The 20,848-nt window shown below is 35.5% G+C and carries 17 protein-coding genes; 7 read left to right on the top strand and 10 right to left on the bottom strand.

The window, feature by feature from the left end; all coding sequences use genetic code 11:
• Nucleotides 1-5: 5 nt before the first annotated feature.
• Genes ACQ33O_RS01935 through ACQ33O_RS01920 form a run of 4 tightly spaced genes read left to right on the top strand, consistent with a single transcriptional unit; the run spans nt 6 to nt 4,034 of the window.
• Complete coding sequence (locus ACQ33O_RS01935) at nt 6-860, top strand: UDP-2,3-diacylglucosamine diphosphatase (protein ID WP_430993863.1); 855 nt, start codon at nt 6-8, stop codon at nt 858-860.
• Nucleotides 860-1,927 (top strand): glycosyltransferase family protein, encoded by a 1,068-nt coding sequence (locus tag ACQ33O_RS01930; protein ID WP_430993862.1) that lies wholly within the window; start codon nt 860-862, stop codon nt 1,925-1,927. The genes ACQ33O_RS01935 and ACQ33O_RS01930 overlap by 1 nt, the downstream gene beginning before the upstream one ends.
• A complete protein-coding gene (locus ACQ33O_RS01925) occupies nt 1,920-3,275 on the top strand; it encodes a GH1 family beta-glucosidase (protein WP_430993861.1) in 1,356 nt (451 codons plus the stop codon). The genes ACQ33O_RS01930 and ACQ33O_RS01925 overlap by 8 nt, the downstream gene beginning before the upstream one ends.
• An 18-nt stretch (nt 3,276-3,293) precedes the next feature.
• Nucleotides 3,294-4,034 carry an MBL fold metallo-hydrolase gene (locus ACQ33O_RS01920; RefSeq protein ID WP_430993860.1) on the top strand — a complete coding sequence of 247 codons (741 nt, stop codon included), beginning with the start codon at nt 3,294-3,296 and terminating at the stop codon, nt 4,032-4,034.
• 8 nt (nt 4,035-4,042) lie between these two features.
• Here ACQ33O_RS01920 and ACQ33O_RS01915 read toward each other — a convergent pair whose 3' ends face one another.
• The 4 genes from ACQ33O_RS01915 to ACQ33O_RS01900 all read right to left on the bottom strand — a co-directional run bounded on the left by ACQ33O_RS01915 (nt 4,043) and on the right by ACQ33O_RS01900 (nt 6,645).
• A complete protein-coding gene (locus tag ACQ33O_RS01915) occupies nt 4,043-4,780 on the bottom strand; it encodes a hypothetical protein (RefSeq protein ID WP_430993859.1) in 738 nt (245 codons plus the stop codon).
• Nucleotides 4,781-4,891: 111 nt separating this feature from the next.
• A complete protein-coding gene (locus ACQ33O_RS01910; protein ID WP_430993858.1) occupies nt 4,892-5,323 on the bottom strand; it encodes a hypothetical protein in 432 nt (143 codons plus the stop codon).
• 12 nt (nt 5,324-5,335) lie between these two features.
• Nucleotides 5,336-6,058, bottom strand: coding sequence for a hypothetical protein (locus ACQ33O_RS01905; RefSeq protein WP_430993857.1), 723 nt, complete (start codon nt 6,056-6,058; stop codon nt 5,336-5,338).
• Between the two features lie 32 nt (nt 6,059-6,090).
• A complete protein-coding gene (locus ACQ33O_RS01900) occupies nt 6,091-6,645 on the bottom strand; it encodes an RNA polymerase sigma factor (RefSeq protein ID WP_430993856.1) in 555 nt (184 codons plus the stop codon).
• 206 nt (nt 6,646-6,851) lie between these two features.
• On the opposite strand from ACQ33O_RS01900, the gene ACQ33O_RS01895 reads away from it, so the two are divergent.
• The gene (locus ACQ33O_RS01895; RefSeq protein ID WP_430993855.1) at nt 6,852-9,476 is read left to right on the top strand and encodes an MGH1-like glycoside hydrolase domain-containing protein; all 2,625 of its coding nucleotides are present in this window, start codon (nt 6,852-6,854) and stop codon (nt 9,474-9,476) included.
• A 58-nt stretch (nt 9,477-9,534) separates the two neighbouring features.
• On the opposite strand, the gene ACQ33O_RS01890 is transcribed toward ACQ33O_RS01895, so the two are convergent.
• The 4 genes from ACQ33O_RS01890 to ACQ33O_RS01875 all read right to left on the bottom strand — a co-directional run bounded on the left by ACQ33O_RS01890 (nt 9,535) and on the right by ACQ33O_RS01875 (nt 14,084).
• Complete coding sequence (locus tag ACQ33O_RS01890; protein WP_430993854.1) at nt 9,535-10,509, bottom strand: transketolase family protein; 975 nt, start codon at nt 10,507-10,509, stop codon at nt 9,535-9,537.
• Between the two features lie 49 nt (nt 10,510-10,558).
• On the bottom strand, nt 10,559-11,584 hold the full coding sequence (gene galE, locus ACQ33O_RS01885) for a UDP-glucose 4-epimerase GalE (protein ID WP_430993853.1): 1,026 nt from the start codon (nt 11,582-11,584) through the stop codon (nt 10,559-10,561).
• 48 nt (nt 11,585-11,632) lie between these two features.
• On the bottom strand, nt 11,633-13,339 hold the full coding sequence (locus tag ACQ33O_RS01880) for an inorganic phosphate transporter (protein ID WP_430993852.1): 1,707 nt from the start codon (nt 13,337-13,339) through the stop codon (nt 11,633-11,635).
• Nucleotides 13,340-13,433: 94 nt separating this feature from the next.
• Nucleotides 13,434-14,084: a DUF47 domain-containing protein gene (locus ACQ33O_RS01875; RefSeq protein WP_430993851.1), complete on the bottom strand. Its 651-nt coding sequence runs from the start codon at nt 14,082-14,084 to the stop codon at nt 13,434-13,436.
• A gap of 124 nt (nt 14,085-14,208) precedes the next feature.
• On the opposite strand from ACQ33O_RS01875, the gene ACQ33O_RS01870 reads away from it, so the two are divergent.
• Entirely contained in the window at nt 14,209-15,513 is a 1,305-nt protein-coding gene (locus ACQ33O_RS01870) for a porin (protein WP_430993850.1), read from the top strand.
• Nucleotides 15,514-15,558: 45 nt separating this feature from the next.
• Here the strand turns inward: ACQ33O_RS01870 and ACQ33O_RS01865 are convergent, their stop codons facing one another.
• Nucleotides 15,559-17,535, bottom strand: coding sequence for a TonB-dependent receptor plug domain-containing protein (locus tag ACQ33O_RS01865; RefSeq protein ID WP_430993849.1), 1,977 nt, complete (start codon nt 17,533-17,535; stop codon nt 15,559-15,561).
• 68 nt (nt 17,536-17,603) lie between these two features.
• Nucleotides 17,604-17,918, bottom strand: coding sequence for a DUF6660 family protein (locus ACQ33O_RS01860; RefSeq protein ID WP_430996149.1), 315 nt, complete (start codon nt 17,916-17,918; stop codon nt 17,604-17,606).
• Between the two features lie 135 nt (nt 17,919-18,053).
• On the opposite strand from ACQ33O_RS01860, the gene ACQ33O_RS01855 reads away from it, so the two are divergent.
• A complete protein-coding gene (locus ACQ33O_RS01855; RefSeq protein ID WP_430993848.1) occupies nt 18,054-20,837 on the top strand; it encodes a TonB-dependent receptor domain-containing protein in 2,784 nt (927 codons plus the stop codon).
• Nucleotides 20,838-20,848: the final 11 nt, after the last annotated feature.

Below are 20,848 nucleotides of genomic sequence, written 5' to 3'. Positions count from 1 at the left end.
TTACAATGGAAAAACGCATTGTTGATATTGCAGTATTAAGCGATATACATTTAGGTACTTATGGATGTCATGCCGAAGAAGTAGTAGATTATCTTAAGAGTATCTCTCCGCAAATTTTAATTCTAAATGGTGATATTATTGATGGCTGGCAATTCAGTAAAAGATATTTCCCCGTTAGCCACATGCAGGTTATTAAAGAAATAATGAGCATGTTGAGCAAAGGCACAAGAATCGTATATATCACCGGCAATCACGATGAAATGTTACGCAGATACAGCGATCTGCAAATGGGTAATTTTCTTCTCACAGATAAGTTTGTAATTGAAATGAACGGTAAAACAACCTGGTTCTTTCATGGAGATGTGTTTGATGCAACAACAAGAGGCAGTGCAAAAATATTAGCAAAACTTGGCGGGCATGGTTACGATATGCTCATATTACTTAATCGATTTATTAATGCAACATTGAAATTATTTGGAAGAGAAAAAATGAGTTTTAGTAAGAAAGTGAAAAACAGTGTAAAAAAAGCAGTTTCGTGGATCGGAGATTTTGAACAAACCGCCGCAGAATTGGCCATTAATAAGGGATATGATTATGTAGCATGTGGCCACATTCATCAACCTCAAAAAAGAGTTATTACCGGCAAAGAAGGAAGTGTTGTTTATTTGAATAGTGGTGATTGGGTCGAAAATTTAACTGCACTCGAATTTGTAAATGATGAATGGAACATTTATCAATATGATGAAAAAAAGTTTTCACAAATGCATACCCGTATCATAACCAAAGACAACAAGCTTCCTGAATTGAATGTAATGACCGACGAGGTTTCTCTATTTTTTAATTCCTTATTTGTTCAATAATGAAAATATTTTACGCAGTTCAGGCAACAGGTAATGGCCACATAGCAAGGGCAATAGAACTATTGCCATACTTACAACAGTATGGTGAGGTAGATGTGTTCTTAAGCGGCAGTAACAGTAGTCTAAAAACGGCTACGGCATTGCCGGTAAAATACCAAAGCAAGGGAATTAGTCTTTTCTATTCTAACAAAGGCGGATTGGATTATTTTAAAATGATCAAAAATTTTTCCCCTGTTAGATCATACAGAGAAGCAAGAGACTTACCAGTTGAAAAATATGATATTGTTATCAATGATTTTGAGAGTATTACTTCATTGGCTTGTAAAATGAAAAATATAGCCTCAATTAATTTTGGTCATCAAGCAAGTTTTATGAGCAGTAAAGTGCCTCGTCCGAAAAAAATGGATCTTGCAGGAGAGTTCATTCTGAAAAAGTATGCAACAGCAAAAAAATATATTGGCTTACATTTTGAACAATATGATGATTTTATTTTACCTCCGATCATAAAGAAAATAATATTGAATGCTGAAACAACTGATAATGGTCATATCACAGTGTATCTTCCTCACTACAGCGACTTACAACTTATTAAAAAACTAAAAGCTTTGCATGATCTAAAATTCGAAGTGTTTAGTAAACGGGTTTCAAAAAAAGAAGAAAATAAGAATATAACCTTTATGCCTATTGATAATAATGGATTCAATCAAAGTATGATACATGCTTCTGGTATTATCACCGGCGCAGGTTTTGAAACGCCGGCAGAAGCACTGTACATGGGAAAAAAATTGATGGTATTGCCAATCAAAGGACAGTATGAACAACTGTGTAATGCCTCAGCATTGAAGAATTTTGATGTACCTGTTTTGGAGGAAATAGACATCGACTTTACAAATAATGTTCGATCATGGATGAGTAGTGAACAGAAAAAATTATCACTGGCTTACTGTACAGAGTCGATCGTTTCAAAAGTGATTCGAACTGCTTGTGAAATAAAACAGGAAAAAGGCTGGCATTTGTCAACATGCTTAGATATTCACCCATCATTAAGCCGTTTGTTACTTGACTAAAAACCTAAATCAGTTAAACGCCAATTCTTTTGAAAAAGAATTTCTATGGGGCGTAGCAACCGCTGCAGCCCAAATTGAGGGAGCTTATAATATTGACGGAAGAGGTCTTTCCATTTGGGATGTTTTTTCAAACCGTAGAGGTAAAATAAAAAATGGCGATACGCCCCGTCAGGCTTGCGATTTTTATTATCGATATAAAGATGATTTGCTATTAGTAAAAGCGCTTGGTTTTAAAGTCTTTCGTTTCTCTATTTCCTGGAGTAGAATTTTCCCCGAAGGCATTGGTAAAATAAATAAAGAAGGCGTTGAGTTCTATCATAAAATTATTGATGAATGCTTAAAGCTTGATCTTATTCCTTTTGTAACGCTTTACCACTGGGATCTTCCGCAATCTCTTGAAAAAGAAGGCGGCTGGACATCCGTATTATTCATTCAGTGGTTTAAGCAATATGTAAGTTTTTGTGCAAAAGAATATGGAAGTAAAGTGAAACATTGGATAGTGCTCAATGAACCGATGGGTTTCACTTCACTGGGTTACATGCTAGGCAAACATGCGCCGGGTAAAATGGGCTTAGATAACTTTTTACCTGCAATACATAATGCAATGCTTGCTCAGGCAGAGGGAGGAAGGTTGCTCAGGCATTTTGTAACGAATGCTTATATTGGAACAACTTTTTCATGCAGTGAAGTAAAACCATTTTCGCAAAATCAAAAAGATATTGACGCAGCCAATAGAATGGATGTATTACTAAATCGATTATTCATAGAACCTGCTTTGGGATTGGGTTTACCCGAAGATTATTTTTCTTTAATGGAGAAGATACACTTTCACACAAAGGCCTGGAAAAATAAAAAGAAATTCAGTTTTGATTTTGACTTTATTGGAATGCAAAACTATTTCTCTCTAACCGTAAAACATAATTCGATAGTACCCTTTGTTCAGGCATCTGAAATAAACGCTCGTAAAAGAAGGCTTGCTCATACTGATATGGGTTGGGAAATAGATCCCGAAAGTTTTTGCAGAATGATCAAGCGATTCTCATCATATAATCCAACCGGGGATATTATTGTAGCAGAAAACGGAGCGTACTTTAAAGATAAATTAATTGGTGGGGTGGTTGCTGATAATGAAAGAATAGGGTATTATCAGCAATACATTCATGCCATGAAAGTGGCGATTGATGAAGGTGTTCCTGTTAAAGGATATTTTGCCTGGACATTGATGGATAATTTTGAATGGGCAGAAGGATATAAAGCCAGGTTTGGTATTGTGCATGTTGACTTTCGAACACAACTCCGCACAATTAAAAATTCGGGTTATTGGTGGAGAGATTTTTTGATGGGATAATTCCCGAAATTTGCACCAATGAAAATTATTCCCCTCAGCGAAGGTGCATTCACCGTAGATAGAACCAAGCAATTCATCCCGTTCAATAAAGAAAAAGATGACCTGCAAAAAAGACCGGTCGGTAGTTTATTGGTAGAAGTACAGCCGTTTTGTGTAGTTACCTCAAAAGATATTATTGTAATTGATGCAGGATTAGGATTTACACAGGATGGTGTTTTACAGATACATAAGAACCTGATGGATCATGGGATAGGAGCTTTAGAGGTAACCAAAGTTTTATTGAGCCATCTGCATAAAGATCATATTAGTGGAATGACCATAAAAGATGAACAATTGAATCAATACTTTTTTAGTTTCCCCAACGCTACTTATTATGCAAACAAAAACGAGTTGAAAGAAGCGTTAGAAAAAGGAGAGCCCACTTATGTAGTTGATAAAATAAAATTGTTAGAAGCTTCTGATAAAGTGCATTTAATGGAAGATGAAGAAACAATAGACGGATATATAGATTTTAAAGTAACGGGTGGTCACTCAAAATGCCATGGGGTTTTTTGGATAAAAGAAGATAACGAAATTGTTTTCTTTGGTGGAGATGTAGCACCGCAGTTACAACAAATGAAAAATAAATTTATTGCTAAATACGATTATGATGGAAGAAAATGTATGGAGCTTCGTCAGCAATGGTGGCAGCAAGGGCAGGAGGAAGGCTGGAGTTTTTTATTTTATCATGATATTAAAACACCCGTATTCAAAAAGTAACAGAACAGCTATTTGTTTGTATAGAGATTCACAGTCCAATTAGCAGACCTGTAAAACTCTAATTTAAAAGACTGGTTGTTGGAAAGTGTACAAAGTAATGTGACTGGGAATTTATTCAGCTCATAGCTAATAAAGTATTTATTTGTGCCATTCATTTCTCCTGTTTTTCTGATGAAACTTCCATCCAATGCAACCACATCTCTGATCCTTAATACATATCCGTTAGGACCACCTCCAAATCCGGCTTTACCAATGCCATTTGGAGAACCGGTAGTAGATGAAAGATAGATTGTCACTGAATTACCACTTCTGTCGGATGGCGTAATTTCATATCTGTCAAATTTTGCAATCCCGTCAAAAGTATATGTAATGTATCTCTTGCCTCTGTATATATCTCCACTCCAATAGCCTTTTACTATACTGTCGGGCATCCCGGAGCGTAAATAATGCATTTCACCTTTTCCTTCTTTAATACCCTCTTGAAACATTCCAGAATGATAAATGCTATCACCATAGTAGTAAAGCCCTTTTCCTTCCGGAAATCCGAATTTAAATTCTCCTTTATAACGATCAATGCCGATCGCTTCGCCATTGCCATGTGCAAATCCTTTTTTGCACTCTCCTTTATAGCTACCCACAAGTTTTTGATCAACTACCTTGCAGGATTGAGCACTGTCCTGTGCAGTTAAAACAGTAAAACCACAAAGTGAAAATAACAACGTTAGAAAAAGAGATGCATTGTTCATTCAAAAAATTTGTATCCGAAACCAAATATAGAGGTATTCATTTAATATATAGAGATTGATTCTATTGTAATAAAAAAGCACAGCTTAACTGTGCTTTTTTATTATTGTTCGTTAATCCCCTTTTCTTAACATAGGACGATTCCCTTTTCCTTTCTTTTCTCGAAATTCATTTCTCTTTTTCATTGCCTTGATTAGTAGTTTGTGAAACCTGCCTTCTGCACTATACATCTTATTGGTTCTGTCTAGGCCGAGCAATTTTACAAACTGATCCTTGTATTTCTTTCTGATATTCAACACTTTTTCATCTCTATCTAAAACATCATGATTGTCTTTTACAGCTTTGTGATATTCTTTGGAGTATTGATTATAAATAGGCCAGAATTTTTGAGCTTCATCAGGGGTTAGGTCCAGTTCCTTGCTAATAAAAGCTACTTTTAGCGCTTCTATATCCTGTTGCTTTTTTGAATCAACAGCAGGATCATCTTGAGCGTTTACAATCCCTGTAAATAAAATAAATGTTAGTATAAAGTAAATTTTTTTCATGATGTATTTTTCTTAGTTACTAGTTTGTACTGCATCAAGTTCTTCTAAATAATTTTCAAGTGTTTTTTCATCGGTAAAATAATCATCCTGACTTGGCAAACTATTTTCTTCTATATTAGATGCTAAACTCTCTATCTCTTTTTCATTAAAGTTGGTTTCTAAATATTTTGCAATATCATCTGCCGATAAATTTTCCAATGTTTCATTGAATTGTTTATCATTCATGTCTTTCCCTTTTTCAATAGATGCATCAAGTTTTGCAACAGAAACAATATCATTTGGTTGGGTTGGATTGTTATTGGTGTATTTGTAAACGCCTAATGCTACCACCCCTGTTAATGCTGCAGCAACTGCATACTTAACTATACGGCTGCCGAATGAAATTACTTTGGCAGGTTGTATTGTAACTGTTTTATCAACGATCTCGGTTGATAGGTTTTCAAAATAACCTTGCGGTACTTCAAAAACATTAATGCCACGAATGCTTTGTAACGCCGGCGATAAATCTGTTTCCGCTGCTTCCTGTAATTTTATTTTAGCAAGAATATTATCAGCTAAATGATCAAAATACTTTTCCGGAACATCGCCTAACTCTTTATTCAAAGAAGCTAAAACAGATTCGCTCAACTGATCGAAATATCTTTGCGGCACTTCAAAAACATTCACCTTCTCCATTGCTGCCAATGTAGGGCTAATTGCTTTCAATTCATTCAATATGTCGGTTCTTGTTTCCATCCGGCTGTAAGACCTGTTTTTTAACAAAAAGTTTAATTATTTAATATAAAATCCTCTATTTTTTTAACTGCATGATGATAACTTGCCTTTAATGCACCTTCACTTGTTTCCAATACACGACTCATTTCTTCGTAAGGCATTTCATCATAATAACGCAGGTTAAATACAACCCTTTGCTTTTCAGGCAATTGTTGCATGGCCAATTGAAGCTTCCATTCAATTTTATTGCTGTCAAAATTCTTATCGGCCTTCAAACTATTACTTAACCCGTTTTCTACATCACTCAATGAAACCGAGGTTCTTTTCTTTTTTTGTTCAATAAAAGTCAAACTTTCATTGGTGGCGATACGATATAACCAAGTGTATAATTGACTATCCTCTCTAAAATTCTCTAATCCTTTCCATACTTTTATGAACATGTTCTGCAGCACATCATTCGCATCCTCATGCTCTACCACCATACGGCGGATATGCCAATACAATTTCTCCTGGTATTTTTTGATGATACCGGTAAAGCCTCTTTCTTTGGTTTCGGCTTGGTTGAACTGGAACAAAAGTTCTTTGTCTTCTAAATGTCTATCAGCCATAAGCGTTTGAGCAGCATAAAATTAATAAACCTTTAGTAAGATAGATATAATTGCCCAAGGTTTAATACCAAGCCGGTTTTTTTCTGATCTTACCCGGCAAGTAATTTAATAGTGTAAATTCACATAAGATTTTGATGAACAAAACATACACGATGAAATCAGCTTGCACTTTATTTACTACAGTATTACTGCTAACAAATTCGCTAATGGCACAGAAGAACACAAATGTATTGTGGCAAACAAAGGAATATACGCTCTATGCCGATAGTGTTGTTCAAAACAAGTATAAAGCAAAGGCAATATCGGCTAACGAGATCACATCCAACTATCAAAGTCCGTTAAATGAATATCAGAGCACAAAAATTGAATTCAAGTTTAGTATTAATGGTAAAGACAATGAATTGAAATTTGCCATCAACCATAATTTTAATGTATTGAAAGGTGTTACCGAAACTCCCATTATAAAATTTGGAGAGCAATTAAAAGATAACACCGGCGAGACAAATACATTTATGGAACCCAACACAAAACTTACTATTCGCTTGGATATGAATAGCGTTTTAAAAGATTTGAATACACAGGGGTATTACACAACACTCAATGGTGATAAAATTTTCAAAGAAGATTTTAAGGGTTTGTATCTGGCAGGAGGAGCAGCACCAATGATGTGGGATTTTGATAATCTGCATAACAAACCTGAATTGACATTGAAAGATGATGATGGAGACGGTATCTATGAAACAACGATCACCCTGAATCCTCTAAAGAAAGAAAAAGAAACAGCTTCGCAATGGTTGATGTCGAAAGATATCAGTGCCTTTCCTCAATACAAATCACCTCATGCTATTGCTGACGCAATTTATAATATGTCGATTGAAGAAATGATAAAAGCAGTAGAGCCCGATAGTACTTTTCGGACAGGTAAAGAATGGGCGGGGGTTTGGACGAGAGACATCAGCTACAGTATTATTTTATCAATGGCATATTTGCAACCGGAAGTTGCTAAAAAAAGTTTGCTAAGAAAAGTAAATAAGAAAAAGAGAATTATACAGGATACCGGTACCGGTGGTGCTTATCCATGCTCTACCGACCGAATGATTTGGGCCACTGCCGCATGGGAAATATACAAAGCAACAGGTGATAAAGATTGGCTGCAACAAGCTTATGAAATAATTAAGAATTCAGTTGATGATGATATGAGTAATGCGTACGATGCAAGTACCGGCTTGGTTCGTGGTGAATCTTCTTTTTTAGACTGGCGTGAACAAACTTATCCTAAATGGATGCAACCGGCAGATATTTTCGAATCAGAAAATTTAGGAACCAATGCGGTACACTACCAGGCAAATATAGTGTTAGCAGAAATAGGTAAAATTTTAAACAAACAATCAGATGTTTTAAAATACAAAGCGAATGCAGCAAAAATTAAAACAGGTATCAATAAATATTTATGGTTGAAGGATAAAGGCTACTATGCTCAATATTTATATGGAAGAAACAACAAGATCGTTTCCCCAAGATCAGAAGCATTAGGAGAAGCACTTTGTGTGTTATTTGGAATTGCGGATGAGCCAACTCAAAAAAGAATTATAGAGAGCACACCTGTAACTGATTATGGTATTCCATGCATTTATCCACAAATACCAGGGATTGCTGCCTATCATAATAATGCAGTCTGGCCTTTTGTGCAATCTTATTGGGGCTTAGCTTCTGCAAAAGTTGGCAATGAAACATCTGTGATGGAATCGATAGCGGCTATATACAGGCCGGCCGCATTATTTGTAACTAATAAAGAAAATTTTGTTGCAGACAATGGGGATTTTGCCGGAACGGTTATTAACTCAAGTAATATGTTGTGGAGTTTGTCGGGCAATATCAGTTTGATACATAAGATCATTTTTGGAATAGAATTTCAGGCTGACAAATTAGTGTTTCATCCTTTTGTTCCCAAGGCTTTAGAAGGAAAAAGATCATTGAATAATTTTAAATATCAAAATGCGGTTTTAGATATTTCAATGGAAGGGCACGGCAATAAAATAAGATCATTTATTGTCGATGGCAAAAAAATGGCAGTTGCTCAAATTTCGTCTATGCTTAAAGGTAAGCATATAGTAAAAATTATGTTGACTGATAATGCGATTACAGATAATAAGATAAACAAAGTAGCAAATTATACCACACTTGCCACACCTATTGTTAACGTTCAGAATGATACAATGCAGTGGCAGTCAATACACCGGGCAAAAAAATATCTTATTTTTAAAAATGGGTCGCCGCTGGAACTTACTCGTGAAACGAAGTTCATTATTACTGAAACCTGTGCCGAGTATCAGGTACTGGCAATAGATGCTTTAAATAGAGCTTCTTTTGCAAGTGAACCGTTTATTTTAAAAGATTGTGCTAATATTGGTGAGTATGATATAGCTATGTATGCTATACCATCTACATTAAACTATAAGGGTGCTACCGGGAAGGGGTTTGTAGAGATCAGTAAAACGGTTAACAAGGTTATTAATATTCCTGTAGCTATTGCTGAAGATGGTGAGTATGCGATCAACTTTCGTTATGCAAATGGTAACGGCCCTGTCAATACGGATAATAAATGTGCTATCCGAACTCTTGAGTTAGATAAAAAATTTGTAGGTACTGTTGTTTTTCCTCAAAGAGGAAATGAGGAGTGGAGTAACTGGGGGTACAGTAATTCTGTAAAAGTGAAAATGAAAAAAGGTAAACATACTATTACGCTTGCCTTTCGATCTGCTAATGGAAATATGAACGGAGATGTTAATCAGGCAATGATCGATCACATGCAGTTAGTAAAATTGAATTAAGTAGTAAAAAGAAAAAACCAATCGTACGATTGGTTTTTTCAAAATTTATTAGAAAGGATTAATTTCCTACGATCTCAGTATTTTTTCTTGACAATACTTTTAATGCAGCATCAACAATATTCGGTGCATCCAAACCATATTTCGTTAATAACTCAGCAGGTTTACCACTTTCACCGAAAGTATCTTTTGTGCCAATATATTCAATAGGTATTGGAAGATGTTTAGATGCAACTTGTGCAATACTATCTCCTAATCCGCCAATAATATTATGTTCTTCGCAGGTTACTGCACATTTTGTTTTTTTGATAGACGCTAATACGGCTGCTTCATCCAATGGTTTAATGGTGTGAATATTGATTACTTCCACGCTGATACCTTTTTCTTCTAAAATTCTTCCTGCTTCAACAGCTTTCCAAACCAGGTGACCACAGGCAAAAATGGTAACATCTTTGCCATCTGATAATTTTTGTGCTTTGCCAATTACAAAATCTTCTTCTTTTGTAAAGATCGGCCAAACCGGTCGGCCAAAACGCAGGTACACCGGACCGTTATACTCAGCTATTGCTTTAGTGGCTGCTTTTGTTTGATTGTAATCTGCCGGAACAATCACTGTCATCCCCGGCAACATTTTCATCAATCCAATATCTTCCAGTATCTGGTGAGTAGCACCGTCTTCTCCCAAAGTTAAACCGGCATGGCTGGCACAAATTTTTACATTTTTACCGCTATATGCAACTGACTGGCGTATTTGATCATACACACGGCCTGTACTGAAATTTGCAAATGTTGTTGTAAAAGGAATTTTACCACCGATGGTTAACCCTGCAGCAACACCGATCATATTCGCTTCTGCAATACCACATTGTATGAATCTTTCAGGAAATTCTTTAATAAAAGTGTTCAATTTCATCGAACCCAAAAGATCTGCGGTCAATGCAATGACATTTTCATTTTTCTTCGCTGCTTCTACAATACCATCTCCAAAGCCACTACGGGTATCCTTATTTCCTGTTACAACTATTTCGTTTAGCATATTAATATCTGTATAATTATGAAATGGGCTGCAAGATACTTGCTTGTTTTTAAATTGCCGTATTTTTTAGCTTTAATTCCCACTGCCAAGCGGTATCCATCATATTTTCTAGGTTATATTGCGGAATCCAGCCTAATTCAGTTTTAGCTTTATCGTTATTGGCATAAATGGCAATAACGTCTCCGGGCCTTCTGGGTCCTAAAGTATAGTTGAGTTTAGTGCCGCTTACTTTTTCAAAAGCGGCAATCACTTCAAGTACCGTATAGCCATCTCCTGTACCAAGATTAAATATTTCCGGATTTACTTTATTCTTTCTTTCTATCAAATAATTGAGTGCCAAGGTATGAGCATGTGCAATATCACATATATGAATATAATCTCTGAGGCAACTACCATCTCTTGTCGGGTAATCGCTGCCATGCACCAGCATCGAGGGTAGTTTGCCGATAGCAGTTTGCGTAATGGCCGGTACCAGATTTGCGGGTTTTCCAAAGGGAATTTCGCCGATCAAAATGGAAGGATGTGCACCTACAGGATTAAAATATCTTAAAAGAATACTTTGAATATTATTGGTTTTGATCGTTTCTAAAATGATCTGTTCTCCCATTTGTTTGGTAATGCCATAAGGTGACTCACCCGGTTTTTGAGGAGATGTTTCCGTTACAGGAATCTCATCGGGATTACCGTACACGGTGCAAGATGAAGAAAATACAAAATTAGAAACATTGAATTCTTCGGCGCATTTTAAAATATTGATCAGCGATCCGAGATTATTTTCAAAGTACATTAATGGATTACTCACAGATTCGCCAACAGCTTTATACGCTGCAAAATGTATGATGCCAACAATATCTCTGTTTTCTCTGAAAACATTTTTTGTGTCTTCATAGTTACAAAGATCAATGGAATAGTTGGTAACCTTTTTACCGGTGATGGCTTCAATACCGTTGAGAATATCAACATTGCTTCTTGAGTTATTATCAATAGAAATAACATCAAAACCACTTTGTATCAAATCTACAATTGTGTGTGAGCCTATATAACCACAGCCTCCGGTTACTAAAATCTTATTCATCCTACAAAGAAAGTAAAAAAGCCGATAAGGCGCTAAATAGTTTCAGCATTAAAAAAGAGAAACAATGTAGTATACCAATGCCGCCAGTAAACCGCTAACAGGAATGGTTAAAATCCATGCCCATAAAAGATTGATGGTTACGCCCCAGCGTACTGCACTCAATCTTTTTGTAGCCCCTACACCCATAATAGAGCCGGTAATGGTATGAGTGGTAGAAACCGGGATGCCCATCTGGCCCGTAAAAAACAAGGTAAATGCACCAGCTGTTTCTGCAGCCACCCCTTCGAGCGGAGTTACTTTGGTTATCTTGGTACCCATCGTTTTTACAATTTTCCATCCTCCACTCATAGTTCCTAAACCAATGGCCAGATAGCATGAAATTGGTACCCACGATGGGAGGTCCGAAAAGTTTTGAATTTGTCCGCTGCTGATCAATGCTACACCAATGATTCCCATTACTTTTTGTGCATCATTACCTCCATGACCAATACTGAAAGCAGCGGAACTGAACAGTTGTAATTTTTTGAACATGTTTGCCACTTTATAGGCAGTTGGCGTTCTGTATTTTTCTACATATAAATAGATCAAACAAAATAATATCGACGTGAATACGATACCCCAGGCAATAACTCTGTTGTCTGACTTTTCAATATCTTTTTTAAGTGCATTTTCAATATTGAAGTTTGAGATTTTAGATTGCACTTTTTGTTTATTATAACCCTCTATCGGATAGATATTGTTGAGGGCAATCATTGTACTGTCTAAAGAAATGGTTTTGTTACAGTACAATGCTAATGGACCTTTATATTTTTCAGTAAGCTCTTTGGCTTTTTTATATGCTTCAGTTGCTTCTTTAGAATCAACGGCTCTTGCTTCAAGAATTAAAAAACCGTTAGCATTGCGTACATCGTCTTTTAAACGACTAGCTTCAATATCTTTAAGTAAACCTTTATTGTACGCTTCTTTAGCAATTGCTGTTGCCCCTATTTTATCGTAATCATTTAATAGTGGCTGAAGTTTTTCAAAGTTTGCATTGGCTTTATTTAATTTATCCTCAGCGGTAGCCAGTGTTTTGATCAATGAAGAATCGGTTGGGTTTAATGCCAGCTTTTCTTTTGTATCTTTTATTTCTGTTTTGTATTTGTCGATTTTTAAGAATTTTAGGGAAGTCTCATTTATTTTGCTGCTCTCAAAATTATCAAACAAAAGAAAAGTAAGGAACGTTGTTAGTGCAATTATCCCTATCCGTAACCATACATTTCTCATGATGGTTACAATGGTTATGAATATGGAGATGAACATTCCAATAAGCGGTGCTAAGAAAATGAACAAAATTGTTTTGATAATTGTATCCGATTCAATGATTGTTCCCCAGTTTACTCCGATGCCTTTCATTGCGATTGCGTGTGCGATTGCAGCGCCTGCTAATCCTCCAATAAGGGTGTGTGAAGAGGATGAAGGAATTCCATACCACCAGGTAAGTAAATTCCAGAATATAGCAGCTATTAATCCCGATAAAATTACCGGTAGTGTAATGAATTCTTTGTGTACCGTTTTGCTGATCGTATTTGCCACTGCATGATCCTGAAAAATAAAATAGGCTACACAGTTAAAGATGGCTGCCCATAATACAGCTTGAAAAGGAGTAAGTACTTTTGTTGAAACTACCGTTGCTATTGAGTTGGCAGCATCGTGAAATCCGTTAATGTAATCAAAAATTAAGGCAAGAATGATTATTACTACTACTAAGGTCATTTCTTTAATTTGAAGATTTGGAGATTTGGAGATTTGAAGATTTGAAAATGTTTTATCATCGTTACATCTTCAAATTTTCAAATGTTCAAATTGATTAAGCGTATTTAACAATGATGCTCTCAATTACATTCGCAGCATCTTCACATTTATCGGTTACAATTTCCATTACCTGATAGATCTCTCTTTTCTTGATCACTTCTTTTGCATCGGGCTCTGTAGCAAACAGTCTTTCAATACTCATATCGAAAATATCATCGCCTTGGTTTTCTATGCTATTAATCGCAACCAATGCATCTGTTATTTGACGCATGTTTTTCATATTTCGCAATTCTACCACTGCTTTATGAACATGCACACAACCTGTAGCAATAAGATCTGCTAATTTTTGAATACCAATGTCATTCGGATTTACTCGATAGAAATTAATTTTTTTGGCAGATGCATACATGAAGTCTGCAATATCATCAAGGGCAGATGCCAGATAATGCACATCTTCTCTATCGAAAGGAGTGATAAAGTTTTTACCCAATTCAGTAAATATCTGATGCGTATAGTCATCATTTACATGCTCCATATCTTCAATTTCCTGAATCAGTTGTGCTCTTTTATCGAAGTCCGGTTCATTCACCACCTCTTTTAATTTTTCACCCATTTTCACCAGTTCTTCTGCTACACTTTCAAATAGTTGAAAAAATACTCTGTCCTTTGGTAAAAAGATCTTTAAGATAGAATTTAATCCTGCCATGTTTTGTAAATTTTGAGCAAAAGTAGCTTTATTGGCTTTGCAACAAAGCACTTTAAAATTGATAATAATTAGTTAACATTGAAGTAATGTGAATTTATTATTCCTTTGCCGAAAATTTGCTATTGTGAGTAAAAAAATCTCCTTTTTGCTACTGTTTACAGTGGTTTGTAGCTATTGTAATGCCCAGTTTCTTATGGATATGATCGATACCACGACCGAAAAAGGGAAGGGTATGCTTGCTATCTATAAAAAATTCGACCACCTGCGTATAGGAGGCTACATTCAGCCTCAGTTTCAAGTAGCTTCTTCAAAAGGCGAAAAGAGTTTTGCCGGAGGCGATTTTGCTGCTCAGGTAAGTAACAGGTTTATGTTAAGGCGTAGTCGTATCAGGATAGATTATGCTCACTTTGAGAATGGAAGCCGCCCTGGTGTACAGATCGTTTTTCAGTTCGATGCCAACGAAAGAACATTTACTGTAAGAGATATTTGGGGAAGAGTATTTGAAAACAATCTTAAACTGTTTTCTTTTACCACAGGGATGTTTGCCCGCCCATTTGGTTTTGAAACGAATTTGAGCAGCAGTGATAGAGAAAGTCCAGAAAGAGGAAGAATGAATCAAATACTGATGAAGAGTGAAAGAGATCTTGGAGCAATGGTAAGTTTTGATGTAAGACGAAAAAAGCATGCCCTGAAAAATTTGAAGATAGATATTGGAGTTTTCAACGGACAAGGAATCAATGCAACCGGTGAATTTGATAATACAAAAGATATCATCTCAAGGATTTCTTTAAAACCTGTTCATCTTTCTAAGGCAGTTATGTTTTCTGCAGGAACTTCTTTTTTATCAGGAGGGCTGCAGAACAATACGAAATACATTAATACAACTGAAACTGTAGCCGGAATAAAAAAAGTGGTAACTGATTCTGCTGTAACCAATATTGGTACTGTATCTGCAAGACAATATTTCGGAGCAGACTTGCAACTTAAATATAAAAACAAACGAGGACTTATTTCCGAATTAAGGGCCGAGTTCATTGTAGGTAAACAAACCGGTACATTGAATAACTCTGAAACTCCAACTGCTTTGCTTTCGGGTATTGATGGTTTTCATGTAAGAAACTTTAACGGAGCTTACTTTTATTTTTTACAAAATATTTTTTCTGCACAACATCAGTTGCTTGTAAAATATGATTGGTATGATCCGAATAGTAAAGTAGAAAAAAACGAGATAGGAGCTATAGGTACAAATTTTACGGCTGCTAATATTAAGTATACTACGTTGGGTTTTGGCTATATTAATTATCTAACAGATAATGCAAAACTTATTTTATACTATGATAGAGTGTGGAATGAAAAAACAGCGCTACATGGATTTACGTCAGATGTAAAAGACAATGTATTCACTTGCAGGCTGCAATTCAGGTTTTAAAAGGTCCGCAAAGCAAAATGTATAAATGCCTAGCGGACAATGAAATTATAGCTTAAGTTTTAATCCTCCATTCACAATAAATCCCTCTGTGTGATTCCAAATTGCATCAAAGCTTGGGTTATCATGAGGAAGATTCACTACCGTTTTATATTTGCTTTGTCTTTGGTCGGTAAAATTTTCAAAATTTATAAAGGCTGAAACCTTTCGGAAAGTTTTTTGAGCCATAAAACCAAATTCCCAGAAAGATGGGGTTCGATTGCCATTGTATAAATACTGCTTGTCTGTATAATAACCCTCTATGCCCAATTTAAAGTTATCTTCCTTTTCATACATCATAGTAAGGTTCAATTTGTTTTTTGGTAACAAGGGCAAAAATTGATTTGTTGTTAAATAATTTGCTCTTGCATCAATGAATGTGTAGCCAACAAATAGCTTTAGGTCTTCTTTGTAAATGAATTTCAGATTGGTTTCAAAACCCTTACTGTTAATAGGTTTTGATGCATTTACGAAAAAGTCGTTGACAATAATATCTGATTCCAATATTAACGGATTGTTGATCTGTGTATAAAAGAACAATTGATTGACACTAAAATCCAGATCGGCTGAAATGTTTGTTTTATAATTCACATCAACAGTTGCACCAATACTTTTCTCAGCAGTAACATTACTTAACGCTGTAATGCCCCTATACTGCATACTTTCTGTTTGTTCTGTAAAAACAGTTGGAGCTTTATAGCCTAGTCCTCCGGATATTCTCGAACTCAACTTATTACTAAGTTTAAACAACGCTGATAATCGTGGTAATGCAAATGTTTGATTGTTTTTAAAAATGATACTTTGGTAAGTAATGTTGTCTATCCTCATGCCACTTTCAATTGTTATTTTATCGGCAACATCCCATGTGTCTTGAAAATAGACGCCTACTGTAAATGATTGAGCATTATGAGTGTTTATATTTTCCTGTTTAAATTTATCAAAAATGATATTGGCACCACTGATGAACATGTGTTTTCTCCTCGAGAAAATGTATGAAACATCTGTATAACTATTGGTGTTTAAGCCGGAAAAATTATAATCAGGGATAGTTATATGTCTGTCAAAAAAACTCAGACTTTGTTTTAATTTTATGCTATTCTTGTTTGTAAACTTTTTTTCAAGTTCAAAGATTGTAGTATTTCTTAAAGTCTTATTTTTTTCAAAGTAGGTATGTTCGGATGTGACTTTATTGTTGATCACTTCCATATCTCCACCTGTATTTGTGCTTGTTGTAAAACTGTTGCCCAGCATCATTGTAGTTGATGGATTGATATAATAAAAAAATCTAGGGTTAATGGTAAAACTGTTGCTCTTAGGAAGTTCAGAAAAATCATCCTTATCTACATCATAGGCTTTTTGAAAATTAGCGGCACCTAAAATGGAATAACCGATCTTTTTATTCTTTTTGGAAATGTATGCCCCGATATTCGTCTGACCAACGTTTGATTGATTTAAAATAAAATCTCCCTCAAGTTTTTCCTTTGGCATTTTGCTAATAAAATTTACTATTCCGGCAATTGCACCACCTCCGTATAAAGTTGATGCTGGTCCTTTGATTATTTCTACTTGTTTAAGATCAAGTGGTGGAATTTCTAAAATACTTAAACCACTTGCGAAATTCCCAAAATTCGGATAGCCGTCTTTTAATAGTTGCGTGTATTTCCCATCCAGGCCCTGCATGCGAATACTTGCATTACCACTAGTGGCAGATGTTTGTTGTACCTGTAGTCCAGTGCTTTCATGTAATAACATAGAAACATTCGAAGGTCTCATGTTGTTTTTTTCATCCAGTTCTTCTCCATCAATTGTCTCTATTCTTGTAGGGGTATTTTTTATTGTACGACTAGTTCTTGTACTTTGTACAACAATCTCATTCATATCCTTTTTTTCTGAACTGTCTGCGAATATGGCACGAGTAGGGTTTTGTGCATTGGTATTATTTACAAAGAGTAATGCCAATAGCATTATTATTATTATTATTTGCATTGATAAAATTTGTAGGATTAAATAATATGGTTTTGTATTTTATAGAAATACAAAAATGCCGTAGTTACTTAAACTACCTTGGGAGGTTGCCAAATGCTATCGTAAAATTTAGAAGGCAGATTAGCGTTGCTATAAGCGTTCCATTTTCTTTTGTCTACACAGAGTTTTGTCGAAATGTTTTTTGCTGAATACAAAGCTGTAGCATAAATGCTTCCACAACATGAACAACTGCAAAATGGAGTACAATGTTCTCTGTTGTGCTGATGATCTTGCTCAGTTGTCCGGCAAATTTCAGTCAATTGGCTGTTATAGCATGCTACTATATCGCTGCACGGCAATAAGGGTAACAATAAAACATAGAATGTAAATATGGTATTAATCAATTTCAATGAGCAAATATAAAGTGTTTTGTTATTTGACTTGGTAACATTAGCGTAACATTAGCATAACATAGCCGTAACCTTCCATTCATCTTGTCATAACATACAAATATTCTCTTTGCACTAAATTATTACTGCATGAGATTTTTATCATTGATTATTATTCTGATTGCCACATCGCTTAATCTGGCAGCACAAAAGGGGAAGCTTGAAGGAAAAGTAACAGATGCTAAATCCGGCAATAAAATATCCGGGGTTTCGGTTTCAATAGGCGACAAAACTATAGTTGCTACAAATGTAGATGGAGGCTTTGTTATCACTTTGGAAGCAGGAAAAAAATATATGATCAAATTATCTTCTATCGGCTATCGTACTAAAGAGATAGCAGATGTAGAGGTTGTCGCTAATCAAGTAACAAATATTGAAATTGTTTTAGAGGCTACTTCAAAAGTAGGGAACGAAGTAGTAGTGCAATCATCCTCATCTCGTAAAGAAACAGCAGGTGCGCTGATTTCTTATCAAAAAAATACGACTGTTGTAGCACAGGTAATTAGTGCCGAAACGATCAAAAGAAGTCCGGATAAAAATACAGGTGAAGTTTTGAAAAGAGTTCCGGGGGCATCGGTGCAGGAAGGTAGATATTTAGTCATTCGTGGTTTGGCAGATCGTTATAATCAATCGATGTTGAATGGTATATTGCTGAGTAGTACGGAACCGGATAGAAAAACATTCAGTTTTGACATCCTTCCATCTGCAATGATCGATAACATTATAATCAATAAAGCATTTATACCTGAATTGCCGGGAGAATGGGCAGGAGGTTTGATACAGGTAAATACAAAAGATGTTCCATCGAAAAATTTCTTTAACATTCAAGTAGGTACAGGGTTCAACACTCAAACTGTCGGAAAAGATTTTTATAGTTACAAAGGAAGCAATACAGATTTTTTAGGTTTTGATAATGGAGCAAGATCCTTGCCTGCAAACATTCCTACAAAAGCAAATTTTGCTCAATTGAATAATGAAGAAAAAATTACCTGGGGTAAGCAATTTGAAAATATTTGGTCGACAGATAAAAGTACTGGCACTCAGTTAAACGCAAGTTTTTTGATCAATGGAGGGTTTGCAAAAAAATTCGGAAGCAACAACAAAGTGGCTGTGATACTTGCAGCAAACTATAGTAAATCAAATAAAAGAACTGATTTCGCTAATCAGATAAATACATTCGAAAACAATACTCCGAACTTAAGTTTTGATTACTTCAACAAAAAATATAGTCAAGATGTGTTAGCAGGTGCATTGGGAAATATTACACTTCAATTGGGTAGTAATCACAAGATCACTTTTAAAAATATGTTGAATGTAAATACAACTAATTACACAACATTAAGAACGGGTAGAGATTATGATTCAAGAGGAGAAAACATTAAAGCAACAGAGCTTGCATTTAAAGCAAATACTTTCTTTAATACGCAATTGGCCGGTGATCATAATTTTAAAAAGTACAATACCAAATTTCATTGGTATGGCAGTTTCAATATCTTGGATCAATATATTCCTGATCAAAGACGTATTCAATATAATCAGGAAGATGCTAACGATAACAATTCTGCTTATCTCTTACAGATCGGAGCATCTCCTACATCACAAAAATTCGGCAGCAGATACTATGGCTTCTTAAATGATTATATCTATACAGCCGGAACTGATATTGCTAAAAATTTCAAGATTAAAAATTTATCACAAACTATTAAAGCCGGTTATTTCCTGCAGATAAAAGACAGATTGTTTGATTCAAGACCGTTCTCTATTTATCTGCCTTCAGATAACAGGGCACTAACTATAATGACTGCTGATAAAGTGTTTGCTCCGGAAAACTTTGGTAACGGCACTGATAATAAATTTGCTTTTAATGAATTGTCGGGAGACCGATACAGATATGTTGCCAACTCAATTTTAAATGCAGGCTTCTTGCAATTCGACAATCAGATTACAGAAAAAATAAGAACCGTGTGGGGTTTGCGTATTGAGGATTTCGATCAGGTTATAGGTAGCATGAGAAAAGCAGATCCACGTCATGTGTACAGTAAAGTGACCGATTTTTTACCCGGCTTAAATGTTACTTATAAGATCAATGACAAAACTAATTTCCGTTTTGCAGGGTCGCAAACTGTTATTCGTCCGGAATTCAGGGAGTTGAGCACATTCCAATTCTACGATTTTGATCTTGGGGCTACCGTTGCAGGATATACGAAATTGGTAAGAACCAAAGTAAGCAATATCGACCTTCGTTATGAACTATATCCAAGAGGTGGCGAGCTCTTCACAATTGGTGTCTTCTACAAATATTTCAGAAGCCCGATAGAGTCCGTTTTTAATCCACAATCCGGTGGTGCAAGTACTTATAATTTTATCAACGCAGATAAGGCTAACAGCTTTGGGGCAGAGTTTGAATTCAGAAAAAAATTGGACTTCAATCCGTCTTTAAAAAACTTTACGGTGCAAGGAAATTTCTCTTATATCTATAATAGAGTGATCGATCATAATTCTGCTACCGACAGACCAATGCAAGGACAAAGTCCTTATTTGCTAAATGCTTCGGTTCAATATGATATTGCAAAATACGGCATCAATACAACCTTATTATTTAATCAGATCGGTAGAAGAATATCTTACGTAGGTGGTTCGGGACAGCCCCCGATCTGGGAAAATCCACGTCCGGTGCTTGATTTTCAGTTAGCAAAAAAAGTATTAAAACAAAAAGGAGAAGTGAAATTAAATGTGGCTGATATTTTAAACAATGTAGCGATCTACTATCACGATCCCAACAATTTAAAAAAGTACGATGGAGATAAAACACCCTTTGCCATTAAGAAAAAATTGGGAACAAGCATTGGTGTTTCATTCGGCTATAATTTTTAATTCTATAAAAC

This window comes from Ferruginibacter sp. SUN002 (genome assembly GCF_050611725.1).
GTDB lineage: Bacteria > Bacteroidota > Bacteroidia > Chitinophagales > Chitinophagaceae > Ferruginibacter.
The sequence above is the reverse complement of the archived record's forward strand: the minus strand, read 5'-3'. Positions and strand labels throughout refer to the sequence as shown.

Coding starts and splice junctions, on each gene's coding strand:
- ACQ33O_RS01935 (WP_430993863.1), top strand. CDS start 6: ATGGAAAAACGCATTGTTGATATTGCAGTATTAAGCGATATACATTTA.
- ACQ33O_RS01930 (WP_430993862.1), top strand. CDS start 860: ATGAAAATATTTTACGCAGTTCAGGCAACAGGTAATGGCCACATAGCA.
- ACQ33O_RS01920 (WP_430993860.1), top strand. CDS start 3,294: ATGAAAATTATTCCCCTCAGCGAAGGTGCATTCACCGTAGATAGAACC.
- ACQ33O_RS01915 (WP_430993859.1), bottom strand. CDS start 4,780: ATGAACAATGCATCTCTTTTTCTAACGTTGTTATTTTCACTTTGTGGT.
- ACQ33O_RS01910 (WP_430993858.1), bottom strand. CDS start 5,323: ATGAAAAAAATTTACTTTATACTAACATTTATTTTATTTACAGGGATT.
- ACQ33O_RS01905 (WP_430993857.1), bottom strand. CDS start 6,058: ATGGAAACAAGAACCGACATATTGAATGAATTGAAAGCAATTAGCCCT.
- ACQ33O_RS01900 (WP_430993856.1), bottom strand. CDS start 6,645: ATGGCTGATAGACATTTAGAAGACAAAGAACTTTTGTTCCAGTTCAAC.
- ACQ33O_RS01895 (WP_430993855.1), top strand. CDS start 6,852: ATGGCACAGAAGAACACAAATGTATTGTGGCAAACAAAGGAATATACG.
- ACQ33O_RS01890 (WP_430993854.1), bottom strand. CDS start 10,509: ATGCTAAACGAAATAGTTGTAACAGGAAATAAGGATACCCGTAGTGGC.
- galE (WP_430993853.1), bottom strand. CDS start 11,584: ATGAATAAGATTTTAGTAACCGGAGGCTGTGGTTATATAGGCTCACAC.
- ACQ33O_RS01880 (WP_430993852.1), bottom strand. CDS start 13,339: ATGACCTTAGTAGTAGTAATAATCATTCTTGCCTTAATTTTTGATTAC.
- ACQ33O_RS01875 (WP_430993851.1), bottom strand. CDS start 14,084: ATGGCAGGATTAAATTCTATCTTAAAGATCTTTTTACCAAAGGACAGA.
- ACQ33O_RS01865 (WP_430993849.1), bottom strand. CDS start 17,535: ATGCAAATAATAATAATAATAATGCTATTGGCATTACTCTTTGTAAAT.
- ACQ33O_RS01855 (WP_430993848.1), top strand. CDS start 18,054: ATGAGATTTTTATCATTGATTATTATTCTGATTGCCACATCGCTTAAT.